Here is a 15,011-nt window from a genome sequence, read left to right on the forward strand (position 1 = left end):
CATGAAAAGAAAAAAGGAAGGTTTCGTTCTAAAGAGATTCGGAGCAATCATAAAATGGAAGAACAGGAGGTGACCTATGGAAAAGAAAATAGAAAAACAAGTCAAAGAAGCATCCTTATTGGCAGTTGAGTTGTACAAAGAATTGCACCAATGGCCCGAGTTAGGGGATCAAGAATATAAAACGTCGAAACGAATTCAAGAGGAACTAGAGAGACTCGAAATACCATATCAAACTATGTTGGATACAGGTATCATCGGAATCTTAAATGAAGAGAAGTCACATAAAGGGACAATAGCAATAAGAGCGGATATGGATGCTTTACCAATTTCAGAGCATACGGGTCTTGTTTATGCATCCAAAAGACCTGGCTTGATGCATGCATGTGGACATGACGTTCATATGGCAGTACTTCTTGGGACTGCAAGAGTCTTAGCCGGAATAAAAGAAAAAATTAACGGATGTGTAAAATTTATTTTTCAACCTGCGGAAGAAACAACCGGAGGGGCAGCTCGCATGATAGATTTGGGATGCCTTGAAAATCCAAACGTTGATTGTATTCTTGGACTTCATGTAAAACCACATTTGAAAGCCGGAAAGATAGAGATTCCATATGGGACGGTTCATGCATCATCCGATTCTTTTAAAATGATTGTAAGCGGAAAGAAAAGCCATGCAGCAGAACCAGACAAAGGTGTGGATGCAATTTTAGCCGCATCAAATATTATCTGTAATTTGCAAGCAATTGTAAGCCGGATGATAAGTCCGTTGGATCGGGCAGTCATATCTGTTGGAAAGATGGAAGGGGGTACGGCAGCAAATGTAATAGCGGATGAAGTGATCTTGGAAGGAACAATACGTACTTTTTCAAGGGAAACACGACAAAAAATATTTTCTTCTCTTTCAAGATTTGCAATTCAAACTGCAAAATCCTATGGGGCAACAGCTCGAGTTATCTTCCTACCAGGATATGAAGCTTTAATCAATGATGATGGTATAGCAAGTAAACTTGAAAAAATAGCAAAAGATGAAATTGGAACGGAGAATGTTTGTGCCTTACAGGAAGCTACATTAGGAGTGGATGATTTTGCATCATTCTTAAGAGAAGTACCGGGAACTTTTTTCTTTTTAGGATGCGGCTTCTCAGAAAAAGCAAATCAAGGAATTCATTCAGAGGGATTTTGTGTGGACCAATCGTGTATCTATACAGGAATCCAAATGGAAACTTCTTTTGTCCTTCAACTTTTGCAATCAAAAAATATACATGAAATCAGGAAAGGAAAGCAATAAAAAAAACCAGGGAGACACTCCTGGTTTTTGCTTATGTGCATTTAACTTATGCACGGGTGGGGACGGGTGAGATTATTCTGCCTTTGCTTTGTTTAAAGCCTTAGTTAATCTAGATACTTTTCTGGAAGCAGCATGCTTATGGATGGTTCCTTTTGCAGCAGCTTGCATAAATTTCTTTTCAGCTAAAGCTAATTTTTCAGCAGCAACATCGAAGCTCTTTTCAGCAATTGCCTTATCAAAATTTTTGATAATGGACTTTAGATGAGACTTTACTCTTTTGTTTGCTGCAGTCTTCTTGCTGATTACGCTGATTCTTTTTTTTGCAGACTTAATGTTTGCCATATTATTTCACCCCACTTTCGTAAAATATCGCAACTTGTAGTATATACGAATAGAAAGGAAAATGCAAGGTAAAAATAACAAAAGAAAGTGAGGTATGCAAAAAAATGATTCGAACAGACTTAGCGATTGAAAATAAGGAAATGTATGATGCAAAAAATAATGGGCAGCAAATTGAAATTCCGGGAGTTGAGGTAGATACCGAAAACTATGAAGAAGGAATTAATGTAACCAGAATTAAAATTGCAGATGAACATGGAAGCGCAGTTATGCAAAAACCAATGGGAAACTATATTACGGTTGAATTGCCGAAAGCCGCAAACGGTTCAGAGGAATTAAAAAAAATGGCTGCAAAAGCAGTTGGAATTGAATTGAAAAAAATGATTCCATTTCATTATTATTTGAAGGTACTTGTTATCGGACTTGGAAATGAAAAGGTAACTCCGGATGCTTTAGGCCCGCATACGGTATCAAAAATTCGTGTAACAAGACATTTGTTTCTCTTATATGACGTAGATGGTGATGAAGAACAGGGTTGCGTCAGTGCCTTATGTCCGGGTGTAATGGCATCGACCGGAATGGAATCTGCTGAATTGATTAAAGGTGCAGCACAAATTTCACAGCCTGAGGTTGTAGTTGCCATTGATGCATTGGCTGCTCGAAATGTAGAGCGTATCGGAACAACCATTCAAATTACGGATACGGGCATTTCTCCTGGTGCAGGTACCGGAAACATGAGAAAGAATTTAACAGAGGAAAGCATTGGTAAGAAAGTAATTGCAATCGGCGTTCCTACTGTCATTGATGCAGGAACTTTAATTTTAGATTCTTTATCGGGTTATTTAAAAAATGCTGCGGAAGCAGAACAATATCTGGATAATACAGGATTGGATATGATTGTGACGACTTCAGATATTGATCAGTCCATTCATGACTTTTCTGAGATAATTGCAGATGCTATAAATATTGCGCTTCATCCTGGCATATACTCTTAAGAGAAAAGAGACTCTAAGAAGTTTTAGAGAGGGAAACATCGGGGGAGAAGAGATATATGAGGAGAAGACGATATTCAATTAGAACTGTAAGCAAAGGCAGAATTGTGGTAGTTGCTTTTCTTTGCTTTTTCTTAGCAGCTGCCACAGAACTGTATTTTATGGACAAAGACGTGGAAAAACCGATACCAGCACGTGAAACCTTCAGTGTTCAGGGGTTGCTTTCTTCTGTCAATCGAGGAGGAGAAAGAAGAAATACTTCGGAACAAAACGTAAATCGTTCTTTAAAAGGTGTTTTACAGCAATCATTTCCATCTCTTGCTAAAAACAATGATAATCAAGAAGATTACATTGCACAAAACGATACGGTAGATAAAAATAATGATTTAGAAAATGAAGAAGTAAATCAGACAGAAGAACCTGCAGCAGTTGTAGAAGAGACAGAACCTGTTGCGGTTTTGGATACAGAAGAGAGCAAAAATCCATTGGTTTTAATTTATCATACACATGCGACAGAATCTTATCAGCCAATGAGTGATGGGAATTTTCATTGCCTTCAGGAAAAAGGAACTGTTCGTGAAGTTGGAAATGAACTTGCACAGCAATTACAGAAAAAAGGCATTCCTGTCATTCATGATAAGACATTACATGATTCACCTTCTTACAATCAGTCTTATGCTCGTTCATTAGAGACGGTTCAATCTTATTTAAGAAAGAACCCTTCAATCAAAATTGTGATTGATTTGCATCGAGATGCGGCAATGTATGTTGGAAATGTGGGAAAAACAATGCAGGTGCAGGGAAATCCCATTGCAAAATATAGTTTAGTAATTGGTAAAGGCAATGCAAATTATGAACAGCTAAAAGGATTTGCAAATCAAATAAATGCAAAAGCTGATAAGCTTTATCCTGGATTTTCAGGAAGAATCATTGAAAAAGAATATCGATTTAATCAATATGTATGTGATCGTTATTTGCTGCTTGAAGTAGGAAACAATGAAAATACGATTGATCAAGCAAGATTAACAGGAAAATACTTTGCTGATGTACTGGAAGCTTACATAAAGGAAATGGAGTAGAATAATGAGTACAAAAGAAAAAAAGAAGTATAGGGGCCGCTCCTTTGCTCTTGCGATGCTGATTATCGTAGCAGTTTGCGCTTTGATACAGGTAGATGCAGCATATGAAGATATGATGATGAGGGAAGGAAAGCTTTCTTTACAAGTTCGAAGAATGGATGAAAGACATTTAATGGTTGGATTTTGGGGTAAAGAATGGTTAGTCAATACAGAAAATTTTTATCAAACAATTGAACAATTTCAAGATCAAACCAGGGAAGCACTTCAAGGGTTTGCAGAAAAAACGCAAGAGTTTCTGGCTAAAAATGGAGTAGACTCCCTAAAAGGAGAGGAAGATGAAGAAGGGCAAATGGAGGAGATTCCAGTGGATTTTCCGACACAAACCTTGTAATTTTAATGCCTATTATGGTATAATTTTAGAGCAAAAGAATCAAAATTGATTCTTTTATAGCTCTAACTTTATTTTTTGGAGGAAATATGGACGCTTATCAGCAGTACATTCGAAATTTTAGTATTATTGCCCATATCGATCATGGCAAATCAACGCTGGCAGATCGCTTGTTAGAACAAACTGGTGTTGTTTCTCATCGTGAGATGAAAGAGCAATATTTAGATAATATGGAACTGGAACGAGAAAGAGGCATTACCATTAAATTGCAGACCACTCGTTTAGTATACAAGGCTAAAGATGGACATGAATATATCTTTAACTTAATAGATACACCCGGACATGTTGATTTTACTTATGAGGTATCTCGAAGCTTGGCTGCATGTGAAGGTGCTGTGCTTGTTGTAGATGCTACACAGGGAGTTGAAGCACAAACTCTTGCCAATGTGTATTTAGCATTGGATGAAAACCTTGAAATTTTACCTGTTATTAATAAAATAGACCTGCCAAGTGCAAGCCCCGATGAAGTCAAAGAAGAGATAGAGGATGTCATTGGCATTGAAGCGCAAGATGCGCCTTTAATTTCAGCGAAGGAAGGCTTAAACATTGAGGATGTTTTGGAAGCTATTGTCAAGAAAATTCCTGCCCCAAATGGCGATCCCGATGGGAAGTTTAAGGCTTTGATTTTTGACTCTTATTATGATAATTATAAGGGCGTTGTTATCTATGCCCGTGTTTTTGACGGGAAAGTAAAAAAAGGTGACGTCATCCGCTTAATGAATACGAAGAAAAAATATGAGGTTACGGAAGTCGGAGTCTATGCACCGGGACCGGTTGCGGCAAAAGAATTGAGTGCCGGTACGGTAGGCTATATTTGCGCGAGTATTAAGCAGGTCGCAGATGCACGTGTAGGTGATACTATTACAATGGATCAAGACCCTACAGAGGAAGCATTGCCTGGTTATAAAAAAGTACAGCCTATGGTATACTGCGGTATTTATCCTGCAGAGGGTGAAAAGTATGAAAATGTCAGAGATGCTTTAGAAAAACTTCAGGTAAACGATGCAGCATTTTTATTTGAACCAGAGACATCAACGGCATTGGGATTTGGATTCCGATGCGGATTTTTAGGATTGCTTCATATGGAGATTATTGTGGAGAGACTAGAGCGCGAATTTAATTTGGGAATCATCACAACCTCTCCAAGTGTTATTTATAAAGTAATTATGACAAATGGTAATGTGGAAATGATTCAGAATCCTTCCAATTTACCAAACTCTATAGAAATTGATCATATTGAGGAGCCGATTGTAAAGGCTGATATCATGATTCCTAAAGATTATGTCGGTGCAATTATGGAAATTTGCCAGGAACGAAGAGGGAAAATGATTCATATGGAGTACATTACAGAAACAAGAGTCGTGCTTCATTATGAAATGCCTTTAAATGAAGTAATATATGATTTCTTTGACGCATTAAAATCAAAGACAAGGGGATACGGTTCTTTGGATTATGAATTTATACGCTACGAGAAATCCAATGTTGTAAAGATGGACATTCTTTTAAACAAAGATCTTGTGGATGCGTTTTCCATGATTGTTCACGAATCGAAGGCTTATTCGCGTGGAAGATTTGTCTGCGAAAAATTAAAAGAAATCATACCGATGCATCAATTTGAGGTGCCGATTCAGGCTTCCGTTGGGCAGAAGGTTATTGCTAGAGAAACAGTGCGTGCTTTACGGAAAGATGTTTTAGCAAAATGTTACGGAGGGGATATTTCAAGAAAGAGAAAACTTCTTGAGAAACAAAAGGAAGGAAAAAAGAGAATGAGACAATTTGGTACGGTAGAAGTGCCTCAGGAAGCATTTACAGCCGTATTGAAGTATGATGACAATAAGTAGACGGTAATAGTTTTTGGTTAAACAAGCGAAAGGGATGTTTTAAAAGCATCCTTTTTCCATAGGGGGAGGATAAAAATGCATGTAGAAAAACAAAAACTAGGATTGTACATCCACATACCATTTTGCTTAAAAAAGTGTAATTATTGTGACTTTCTTTCTTTTAGCGGATGTGATTTTAAGGAACAGACTCGTTATATTAAAGCAGTGGAAGAAGAATTAAAAGCCTATAATTTAAAAGAAAGCGATTATCAAGTGGATACCATTTTTATTGGCGGAGGTACACCTTCGCTGCTTTCGGAAGACTTAACGGAAATGCTTTTAAAATGCGTTTATCACTATCTTTTTATAGATGAGAATGCAGAAATTAGCATAGAATGTAATCCGAAGACCTTAACCGATAATAAATTGAACTTATATCATCGATTGGGGATCAATCGTTTAAGCATTGGATGTCAATCTTTAGATGATTCGATTTTAAAATTTATGGGAAGAGTACATAATCGCAATGATTTTTTTGAGACATTTCAAAAAGCACGTAGCTATGGATTTAATAATATAAATGTTGACTTAATCTTTGGTGTACCTGGGCAAACATCACAAAAATTTCATCAAGATGTAGAAGAAATTTTGGCATTACAGCCGGAACATTTGTCTTTTTACAGCTTGCAGATTGAAGAAGGAACCCCTTTTTATGAAAAATATAAAAGAGGAGAATTTAATCAAGTTCCGGATGAGGAAGATCGAAGAATGTACCATGAAACGATTGAACAATTAGATAAAAATGGCTACATCCATTATGAAATATCGAATGCTGCAAAAAGAGGTTATAAATGCCGTCATAATTTAAAGTATTGGTCTATGGCTGATTATCTGGGAGTAGGATTGGGTGCACATTCTTATATACAGGGTGTTCGATTTAACAATACCAAAAATATGCAGGATTATCTAAGTGGAAACTATGTAGAAGCATCTCATAAAAATACGAGAAAGGATTCGTTAGCGGATTATTTATTTACCGGACTTCGTAAAATAGAGGGTATTGATTTATCGGAATTTGAAAAAAAATTTGGTCAGCCGATTGAGAGCCTTTACGGGGAGATGATTCATACGTTTCAAGAAAAAGGTCTTTTAGAATTATCAAAAACTCATCTTCGATTTACTAAAAATGGATTGGATCTTAGCAATACCGTGTTGAGAGAACTGATTTAGGAGGGGAAATATGCAAAACAAGATGGGAAAATATATAATGGCTTTGGATCAGGGGACAACCAGCTCTCGTTGTATTCTGTTTAATCGTAAGGGTGAGATGATTACATCGGCACAAAAAGAGTTTCGTCAATATTATCCAAAACAAGGTTGGGTTGAGCATGATGCAATGGAAATATGGTCGACGCAAATCGGAGTGGCTCAGGAAGCAATGTATAAAATTCAAGCAACCTATGAGGACATAGCGGCTATTGGTATTACAAACCAAAGAGAGACTACCGTTGTATGGGATAAAAACACTGGGTTGCCGATTCATCCCGCGCTGGTCTGGCAGTGCCGAAGGACAGCTGAATATTGTGATTTACTGAAGGAGCAAGGGTTAACAGAATTTTTTCATAAAAAAACAGGTCTTTTAATTGATGCATATTTTTCTGCAACAAAATTAAAATGGATATTAGACCACGTTGAAGGTGCGCGAGAAAAAGCGGAAAAAGGAGATTTACTTTTTGGAACGATAGATACTTGGCTGATATGGAATTTATCGAAGGGGAAGGTGCACGTAACTGATTATTCCAATGCGGCAAGGACGATGCTCTTTAATATTCAAACGCTGGAATGGGATGAAGAGATTCTATCCTGCTTTCATATTCCAAAAGAAATGCTTCCGGATGTGAAGCCATCAAGCTGTATCTATGGACACACAGATTCTACTGTATTTGGAGGAGAAATTCCGATTTCCGGTGCTGCTGGAGATCAGCAGGCGGCTTTGTTTGGGCAAACGTGTTTTTTAGAAGGTATGGCAAAAAACACATATGGAACAGGATGTTTTTTATTAATGAATACCGGGAAAAGACCGGTTTATTCTAAAAATGGGCTTTTAACTACCATTGCCTGGGGAATGGACGGAGAAGTAGAATATGCATTGGAAGGTTCTATTTTTATAGCGGGAGCCGCAATCCAATGGCTTCGAGATGAATGTAAGCTTTTAGATTCTTCTGCAGAATCAGAGGAACTGGCTAGAAAGGAAGAGAATACCAATGGAGTGTATCTTGTACCTGCTTTTGTTGGACTAGGAGCACCTTATTGGAACCCGTATGCAAGAGGTATGCTGGTGGGTTTAACCAGAGGAGCAAATCGGGAGCACATTGTACGCGCAACGCTAGAGTCAATCGCTTATCAAACTCAAGAGGTATTGCGGTTGATGGTTGAGGATTCCGGTGTAAATTTAAAGACCTTAAAGGTAGATGGCGGAGCTTGTGCAAATAATTTTTTAATGCAGTTTCAAGCAGATATTACGAATTGTCCGGTGGAACGGCCGGTTTGTATTGAGACCACAGCATTGGGAGCAGCTTACTTAGCTGGCCTTGCTGTCGGATATTGGAAGGACAAAGAAGAAATTAAAGATAATTGGAAGCGAGAAAGACGTTTTGAAGCTTTTATGACAAACGAGACGAGAACTCAGCTTTTAAAAGGTTGGAAACGTGCTGTTTCCGCGGCTTTGGCTTGGGCGGAGGACGAATAGATATTTTAATCGAATTATTTTGAACGATTAGGAAGGAGATTTAAAATGAAGCAGTATTTAGAATTATTAAAAACAACCCCTTTATTCTTTGGTATAAGGGAGACAAAAGATTTGGAGTGGGTCTTAAAATGTGTAGACGGAAACGTAAAGACATATCGTGCTGGTGAAACCATCATCCAAGAAGGTGAAGATTTGTATTTTGTAGGCATGGTCGTTTCCGGTATTGCACAGAGTATGAATCGAGAAAAGAGTACATTGACGGATGTAGGAGAATTGTTTGATTTTTGTTTTGAAGAGGGAAAATCCATTCAGGCAGAGGCTAAGATCACTGCTAAAACAGATTGTGCTATTCTTTGGATGCGTTGGATTCGATTAAAAAAAATATGTAATTTTGAGTGCGAATTCCATAAAAAATTGATTAAAAATCTAGAAAAGTTAATGAAATGCGATAAGAAATAAAAGATTAAAATATAATTATATAGGATTTGAGATTGAAAAAAAATAACAATAAAGGGGAGAGATTGTTTTTATGGATTCGAACGAAGAAAAAATAAGGTTCGAACAACAAGCATTAAGAGTTTCGATGTGGGGAGCGATTCTCTTTGTTATTTTAGAATTCTTTATGGCATTAATTACGCATTCACAAGCCGTATTAATGGATTCTGCCTATGATGCGGCAGAGCTGGTAACCATTGTAATTTCTTTAAGACTGGTACCGTTATTATATAAACCATTGACTGAAAAAAGACCTTTCGGCTATGCACAGGTCGAAACATGGTTTCTTGTGATTAAAGGATTTATGCTTGTTGCCATTACCGTTGGACTTGTAGTTAATAACATACAAATAATTTTGCAAGGAGGGCGAAATGTTAATTTTACCTTAGTTGCTTATTTTGAATTATTTGCCGCTGTATTAGGAATTCTGATTGTAATTTGGCTAAGACGAATGAATCACGGTTTGGAATCCCCTATGGTATTGGTAGAAATTAACGGATGGTGGATTGATACCATTGCAAGTATTGGTATGGCGTGTGCTTTTTCCTCCCAGCAATTTTTCATTGGAAGGCATTACAAACAATGACTCCGTACTTGGATCAAATTGTGGCAATTATTTTGACCTTTTTTATTTTGCCGACTCCGATTCGTTTGGTTGTAACTGGGATGAACGATTTATTTTTGATGGCTCCTGAACAAGAGGTGGTCGATCAAATTAAAAAAATTTCCGATGATATTTTGCAAAAACACTCATTCGGAGAACAGATATCGCTTGTAACGTATGATATTATGCGAATGGGAAGACGATTTTGGATATCTATTTATGTAACACCAAAAAAAGATATCATAAGCATTTCTAAGTGGTCATCCATTCAGTTGGAAATTGAGCTTGCATTAATGAAAGAATTTAATGACGTATATGTTGAACTATTACCCGAAATTGAATAAGCAAAGGAGTATGCCATGCGAATTATTAAAGCAAAAGATTATGTAGATATGAGCCGAAAAGCAGCCAATGTTATTTCTGCTCAAGTGATTTTAAAAAGCAATGCCGTCTTGGGTTTGGCAACCGGCTCCACTGTATTAGGTACATATGATCAGCTGGTAGAATGGTACCAAAAAGGAGACATTGATTTCTCTTGCGTGAGAACGGTAAATTTGGACGAGTACATTGGCCTATCCGAGCAGGCTGAGCAAAGTTACCGTCATTATATGGAGGTTAATTTTTTTCATAAAATTAATATAACTTCAACCAATACACATCTGCCAAATGGAATGGCAACAAATTTGGACGAAGAGTGCAAACGTTATGATCGTTTGATTGAGTCATTAGGGGGCATTGATTTGCAGCTCTTAGGACTTGGCCATAATGGACACATTGGTTTTAATGAACCAAATGAAGCATTTGAAAAGTTAACCCATTGTGTAGAATTAAAGGAAAGTACGATACAGGCAAATACACGTTTTTTTGAAGACGAGACTTCTGTACCAAGAAGAGCCCTTACAATGGGAATCAAAAGCATCATGCAGGCAAAGCGTATTCTGTTATGTGTAAGTGGAGTACAAAAAGCTTCCGTATTACAGCAAGTTCTTACGGGACCTGTGACACCAGCCGTACCCGGTTCCATTTTACAAATGCATCCGAATTTGACCGTGGTTGCAGATGAAGAAGCATTGAGCTGGTATCAAGGATAGGAAATCAAAGGGGGAAATAGAAATTGAAAATTATCAATGGGCTCGTATTTAAAGAAGATTTTTGCTTTCATAAGGAAGATTTGTATGTAGAAAACGGATTTTTTGCAGCAAATACAAATGATGAAATTATTTTAGATGCAAATGGTGGTTACGTTTTACCAGGGTTTATTGATATCCATTTACATGGAAATTCCGGCTTTGATTTTTCAAAAGGCGAGGAAGAAGGGCTAGATCACATTGCAGACTATTTAGCAGGACATGGAATTACTTCTTTTGCCATTGCCTCCATGACCCAACCTTATGAGACGCTGAAAATAGCCTATAAAAATGCAGCGCAATTTAAAAATAGTGCAAGAAAGGATACGGCTCAGCTTTTGGGAATCAATATGGAAGGACCTTTTTTTTCTTCGGAAAAAAAAGGGGCACAATCTGAAAAGGACTTACAGCTTCCTGATATTGAGATGGTAAAGAGTTTAAATGAAGTGGCAAATGGATTAATTCGAATTGCTTGTGTTGCACCGGAACTTCCTAAAGCAATGGATTTTATTCAAGCAGTTAGTCAATTTTGTACCGTATCCGTTGCACATACAGCCGCAAATTATGATGTTGCAAAAGAAGCCTTTGAAAAAGGTGCAACGCAAGTAACACATCTTTATAATGGAATGCTTCCGTTGTTACATCGGCAGCCCGGAGTCATAGGTGCAGCGATTGAAAATTCGAATGTAAAGGCTGAATTGATTTGTGATGGCATTCATGTTCATGAAAGTGCAGTTCGTGCAGCTTTTCGAATGTTTGGTTCAGAAAGGATCATATTAATCAGTGACAGCTTGTGCGTTTGCGGTGGTGAAAAAAAGCAGTATGAATTTGGTGGGCATTTAATTTCTGTGAAGAATGGAGCTGCTGTTTTAGAAGATGGAATTACCTTTGCGGGATCAACTACGGATTTGTTTTCTTGTGTAAAGAAGGCAATTAGCTTTGGAATTCAACCGGAAGATGCCATTCGCGCAGCCACCTGGAATCCGGCAGAAGCGGTTGGAGCAATAAAAGCGGTAGGAAGCATTGCAAATGGGAAGCATGCAGATTTTTTAATTTGTGATAAAGACTTTTCATTAAAGGCAACTTACATAGGTGGAAATCTTGTAAAAAAATGGTGATTATGGTACAATGTCGTTGTTTTTAGGTAGGATAAAGACAAGGAGGAAATTGACATGAAGCGTATTATTGGTGTGAACTCAAACTGCTATCATGGTTATTCGATTGAGGAAGCCATTGAAGGAATTCAGAAAGCCGGATTTCATTATATTGAATTAACGGCTACAAAAGGATGGACGGAACATGTATTTCCGAATATGAGCTTTGAATATTTGAATACCGTTAAGGATAAGATGCAAAACGCGGGATTGATTCCTTTTGCTATGAGCGGTCATTGCAATTTGATGGATAAAAGTCGAATTGGAGATTTTATTTCTAATATTCGTTTAGCAGCTTTTTTTGGATGTGAATATATCGTATCTTCCATTGGTGAAGCACATTTAGAGGATAAGTCAGTAATCGGAAATGAGGCGGTTGCAAAACAGATCCAAGAATTGATTCCTTATTTGAGAGAATATAACTTAAAGCTAGTTTTAGAGGTGCATGGAGATCATGGAACCGGAATGATATTAAAGGAAATCGTCGATCAGGTGAATTCTGAATTTGTGGGAATTAATTATGATACTGCCAATGCTATTTTTTATGGCGATGTCGATATGGAAAAGGATCTCGCCGGATGCATGGATCAGATTGCATTTATGCATTTAAAGGATAAGGCAGGAGAAAAAAAAGAATGGGATTTCCCGGCACTCGGAAAAGGATATGTAGATTTTCCTATGGTATTTAAGCAATTAGAAAAGGCAAAGAATGGTTGCCCATTCAGTATAGAAATTGAATTTACCGCAGAAGGACCAAAGAATCTGGATGAAATCAATCAAGCGGTAAAAGACTCTTATGAGTATCTAAAAGCGCTTGGATTTGAACTGTAAGGAGAGATAGTAATGAAAAAAATGAGAGCAGGTATTATCGGTATTGGTTTCATCGGAGTGGCTCACATTGAGGCCTTGCGTAGATTGGGATATGTGGATGTGGTTGCGATTGCAACGACATCGCATGCACAGGAAAAAGCGGATGGTTTGTATGTACCCAAAGGGTACGAGGACTATAAAGAAATGATCGACAATGAAGAACTTGATTGTGTACATATTTGTACGCCAAACAGCATGCATTATGAGATGGCAATGTATGCGATGAAAAAAGGTGTACATATCATCTGTGAAAAACCTATGACTGTAACTTTGCAGCAAGCAAAAGAATTGAGAGATTATGCAAAGGAAAAAGGTCTAATCGGAGCTGTTAATTTTACATTGCGTATGTATCCGCAGGTAGTTCAGATGCGTGAGATGGTAAAAAGCGGAGAAGTAGGAAATATCTTTTCCGTTCATGGTGTATATCTTCAGGATTGGTTATTTTTCGATACAGACTGGAGCTGGCGCTTAGAGCCGGAATTGTCGGGAGATACAAGGGCGATGTCGGACATTGGATCTCATTGGATTGATATGGTAGAAACCATCATTGGGCAAAAAACAACTGAAGTTTTTGCAGATTTTGAAACTTTCCATAAAACAAGAAAAAAACCACTGAAAGAAGTGGCTACGTATTCCGGTATGGCTCTTCGACCGGAAGATTATGAAGAAACAGAAATTAATACAGAAGATTACTGCTCACTGCTCTTTCACTTTGATGGCGGTGCGAAAGCAGCTGTTACTATTAGTCAGGTTTATGCAGGTCGAAAGAATCAACAGATAATATCTATTTCTGGAAGTAAGTGTTCCTTACATTGGGATAGTGAAGATTCGAATGAACTATGGATTGGAAGAAGGGATTCTTTTAATCAGAAGGCTGCAAAGGATCCATCCATTCTTGCTGACGAAGCAAAAAAAGTCATTGGTTATCCGGGTGGTCATGTAGAAGGGTATCCGGATACCTTTAAACAAAATTTCCATAAGGTTTATACAGCAATTCGTGAAGGACAAAATGTACAGGGAGATTTTGCAACCTTTGAGGATGGATATCGTGAAATGTTGATCAATGAAAAAGTGTTTGAAAGTGCAAAAACTCGCCAGTGGGTGTGCGTGCAAGAGTAGGAGGCAATCGTATGATGAAATTGGGCTTGGTATCCGCTATTTTACCGGATTATTCTTTTGAACAGGTGATCGATTATGCCAAAGAGGTTGGATTTGAATGTGTGGAGATGTGTTGTTGGCCGGCTGGGAAGGCAGTTCGTCGTTATGCAGGAGTCACTCACATAGATATTAATAATATTGATCGTAATAAGATGGATTACTATTTAGAGTATGCAAAGAACAAAGGGGTGAGTATCTCTTCTCTTGCATATTATCCAAATGCTTTAGATCCTGAACCGGAAACGGCAAAAGTTGCGCAGGACCATATTAAACGCTTAATTGAAGTTTCGGCCGAAATGGGAATTAATATGGTTACCACATTTATCGGTAAAAATAAAAATTTAACAGTTGATCAAAATTTGGATTTATGTCGTGAAGTATGGACTCCAATAATGCGTTTGGCAGAAGAAAAAGGCGTAAAGGTTGCAATTGAAAATTGTCCTATGTTTTTCACAGAAGATGAATGGCCGGGTGGAAACAATTTGGCATCGACTCCTTATGTATGGAGGGAAATCTTTAAATTAAGCGATAATATAGGTTTGAATTACGATCCATCCCATCCGTATTTATTGGGAATGAACGTGTGTAAACCGGTATATGAATTTAAAGATCGAATTTTCCATATTCACTTTAAAGATCTTAAAATTCATCAGGATAAGCTGGATGAATATGGAAGATTTTCCTATCCGTCCCTTTGGCATTCTCCAAAACTTCCGGGGCTTGGAGGTGTTGACTTTTCTGCTTTTGTGAGCGCTTTGAATGAGATAGGATATAAAGGATTTGCATGCATTGAAATTGAAGATCGAGCATTTGAGGGCAGTATTAAAGAAGTGCGTTATGGCATAGAACAAAGCTATCGCTATATGCATCAGTATTTGGGGGCATAAT

At 37.7% G+C, this 15,011-nt stretch carries 16 protein-coding genes; 15 read left to right on the plus strand and 1 reads right to left on the minus strand.

Annotated features, from left to right (window positions below):
* Positions 1–76: 76 nt before the first annotated feature.
* The gene (locus tag I2490_RS06995) at positions 77–1,288 is read left to right on the plus strand and encodes a M20 metallopeptidase family protein (RefSeq protein WP_206459026.1); all 1,212 of its coding nucleotides are present in this window, start codon (positions 77–79) and stop codon (positions 1,286–1,288) included.
* A 72-nt stretch (positions 1,289–1,360) separates the two neighbouring features.
* Here the strand turns inward: I2490_RS06995 and rpsT are convergent, their stop codons facing one another.
* Positions 1,361–1,630, minus strand: a complete 270-nt coding sequence (gene rpsT / locus I2490_RS07000; protein ID WP_206459027.1) for a 30S ribosomal protein S20 — start codon at positions 1,628–1,630, stop codon at positions 1,361–1,363.
* Between the two features lie 104 nt (positions 1,631–1,734).
* Here rpsT and gpr point away from each other — a divergent pair, with 104 nt between their 5' ends.
* The 14 genes from gpr (at position 1,735) to I2490_RS07065 (ending at position 15,010) form a co-directional block, all read left to right on the plus strand.
* Positions 1,735–2,622, plus strand: coding sequence for a GPR endopeptidase (gpr, locus tag I2490_RS07005; protein WP_206459028.1), 888 nt, complete (start codon positions 1,735–1,737; stop codon positions 2,620–2,622).
* 56 nt (positions 2,623–2,678) lie between these two features.
* Positions 2,679–3,698 (plus strand): stage II sporulation protein P, encoded by a 1,020-nt coding sequence (gene spoIIP / locus I2490_RS07010; protein WP_206459029.1) that lies wholly within the window; start codon positions 2,679–2,681, stop codon positions 3,696–3,698.
* A gap of 4 nt (positions 3,699–3,702) precedes the next feature.
* Entirely contained in the window at positions 3,703–4,089 is a 387-nt protein-coding gene (locus I2490_RS07015) for a hypothetical protein (RefSeq protein ID WP_206459030.1), read from the plus strand.
* Positions 4,090–4,175: 86 nt separating this feature from the next.
* Positions 4,176–5,987 carry a translation elongation factor 4 gene (gene lepA, locus I2490_RS07020; RefSeq protein WP_206459031.1) on the plus strand — a complete coding sequence of 604 codons (1,812 nt, stop codon included), beginning with the start codon at positions 4,176–4,178 and terminating at the stop codon, positions 5,985–5,987.
* A gap of 75 nt (positions 5,988–6,062) precedes the next feature.
* A complete protein-coding gene (gene hemW / locus I2490_RS07025; protein ID WP_206459032.1) occupies positions 6,063–7,196 on the plus strand; it encodes a radical SAM family heme chaperone HemW in 1,134 nt (377 codons plus the stop codon).
* 22 nt (positions 7,197–7,218) lie between these two features.
* Complete coding sequence (glpK, locus tag I2490_RS07030; RefSeq protein ID WP_206459682.1) at positions 7,219–8,715, plus strand: glycerol kinase GlpK; 1,497 nt, start codon at positions 7,219–7,221, stop codon at positions 8,713–8,715.
* A 45-nt stretch (positions 8,716–8,760) separates the two neighbouring features.
* On the plus strand, positions 8,761–9,174 hold the full coding sequence (locus tag I2490_RS07035) for a hypothetical protein (protein WP_206459033.1): 414 nt from the start codon (positions 8,761–8,763) through the stop codon (positions 9,172–9,174).
* 70 nt (positions 9,175–9,244) lie between these two features.
* The gene (locus tag I2490_RS16605; RefSeq protein ID WP_245157104.1) at positions 9,245–9,796 is read left to right on the plus strand and encodes a cation transporter; all 552 of its coding nucleotides are present in this window, start codon (positions 9,245–9,247) and stop codon (positions 9,794–9,796) included.
* Entirely contained in the window at positions 9,793–10,158 is a 366-nt protein-coding gene (locus I2490_RS16610; RefSeq protein ID WP_245157105.1) for a hypothetical protein, read from the plus strand. Before I2490_RS16605 ends, I2490_RS16610 begins: the two co-directional genes overlap by 4 nt.
* Positions 10,159–10,173: 15 nt before the next feature.
* On the plus strand, positions 10,174–10,905 hold the full coding sequence (gene nagB / locus I2490_RS07045; protein WP_206459034.1) for a glucosamine-6-phosphate deaminase: 732 nt from the start codon (positions 10,174–10,176) through the stop codon (positions 10,903–10,905).
* A 23-nt stretch (positions 10,906–10,928) separates the two neighbouring features.
* Positions 10,929–12,059 carry an N-acetylglucosamine-6-phosphate deacetylase gene (gene nagA, locus I2490_RS07050; protein ID WP_206459035.1) on the plus strand — a complete coding sequence of 377 codons (1,131 nt, stop codon included), beginning with the start codon at positions 10,929–10,931 and terminating at the stop codon, positions 12,057–12,059.
* 54 nt (positions 12,060–12,113) lie between these two features.
* Complete coding sequence (locus I2490_RS07055) at positions 12,114–12,926, plus strand: sugar phosphate isomerase/epimerase family protein (protein ID WP_206459036.1); 813 nt, start codon at positions 12,114–12,116, stop codon at positions 12,924–12,926.
* A gap of 12 nt (positions 12,927–12,938) precedes the next feature.
* The gene (locus tag I2490_RS07060; protein WP_206459037.1) at positions 12,939–14,084 is read left to right on the plus strand and encodes a Gfo/Idh/MocA family protein; all 1,146 of its coding nucleotides are present in this window, start codon (positions 12,939–12,941) and stop codon (positions 14,082–14,084) included.
* 11 nt (positions 14,085–14,095) lie between these two features.
* Positions 14,096–15,010 (plus strand): sugar phosphate isomerase/epimerase family protein, encoded by a 915-nt coding sequence (locus I2490_RS07065; protein ID WP_330634592.1) that lies wholly within the window; start codon positions 14,096–14,098, stop codon positions 15,008–15,010.
* Position 15,011 lies beyond the last annotated feature (1 nt).

The organism is Anaerovorax sp. IOR16 (genome assembly GCF_017168145.1).
Taxonomy (GTDB): domain Bacteria; phylum Bacillota; class Clostridia; order Peptostreptococcales; family Anaerovoracaceae; genus IOR16.

What these genes read in the sequence shown, in the direction of transcription:
- lepA (WP_206459031.1), top strand. Translation starts at nt 4,176, where the DNA reads ATGGACGCTTATCAGCAGTACATTCGAAATTTTAGTATTATTGCCCAT.
- I2490_RS16605 (WP_245157104.1), top strand. Translation starts at nt 9,245, where the DNA reads ATGGATTCGAACGAAGAAAAAATAAGGTTCGAACAACAAGCATTAAGA.
- I2490_RS06995 (WP_206459026.1), top strand. Translation starts at nt 77, where the DNA reads ATGGAAAAGAAAATAGAAAAACAAGTCAAAGAAGCATCCTTATTGGCA.
- spoIIP (WP_206459029.1), top strand. Translation starts at nt 2,679, where the DNA reads ATGAGGAGAAGACGATATTCAATTAGAACTGTAAGCAAAGGCAGAATT.
- I2490_RS07060 (WP_206459037.1), top strand. Translation starts at nt 12,939, where the DNA reads ATGAAAAAAATGAGAGCAGGTATTATCGGTATTGGTTTCATCGGAGTG.
- glpK (WP_206459682.1), top strand. Translation starts at nt 7,219, where the DNA reads ATGGGAAAATATATAATGGCTTTGGATCAGGGGACAACCAGCTCTCGT.
- I2490_RS07035 (WP_206459033.1), top strand. Translation starts at nt 8,761, where the DNA reads ATGAAGCAGTATTTAGAATTATTAAAAACAACCCCTTTATTCTTTGGT.
- nagB (WP_206459034.1), top strand. Translation starts at nt 10,174, where the DNA reads ATGCGAATTATTAAAGCAAAAGATTATGTAGATATGAGCCGAAAAGCA.
- I2490_RS07065 (WP_330634592.1), top strand. Translation starts at nt 14,096, where the DNA reads ATGATGAAATTGGGCTTGGTATCCGCTATTTTACCGGATTATTCTTTT.
- I2490_RS16610 (WP_245157105.1), top strand. Translation starts at nt 9,793, where the DNA reads ATGACTCCGTACTTGGATCAAATTGTGGCAATTATTTTGACCTTTTTT.
- I2490_RS07055 (WP_206459036.1), top strand. Translation starts at nt 12,114, where the DNA reads ATGAAGCGTATTATTGGTGTGAACTCAAACTGCTATCATGGTTATTCG.
- gpr (WP_206459028.1), top strand. Translation starts at nt 1,735, where the DNA reads ATGATTCGAACAGACTTAGCGATTGAAAATAAGGAAATGTATGATGCA.
- I2490_RS07015 (WP_206459030.1), top strand. Translation starts at nt 3,703, where the DNA reads ATGAGTACAAAAGAAAAAAAGAAGTATAGGGGCCGCTCCTTTGCTCTT.
- rpsT (WP_206459027.1), bottom strand. Translation starts at nt 1,630, where the DNA reads ATGGCAAACATTAAGTCTGCAAAAAAAAGAATCAGCGTAATCAGCAAG.
- hemW (WP_206459032.1), top strand. Translation starts at nt 6,063, where the DNA reads ATGCATGTAGAAAAACAAAAACTAGGATTGTACATCCACATACCATTT.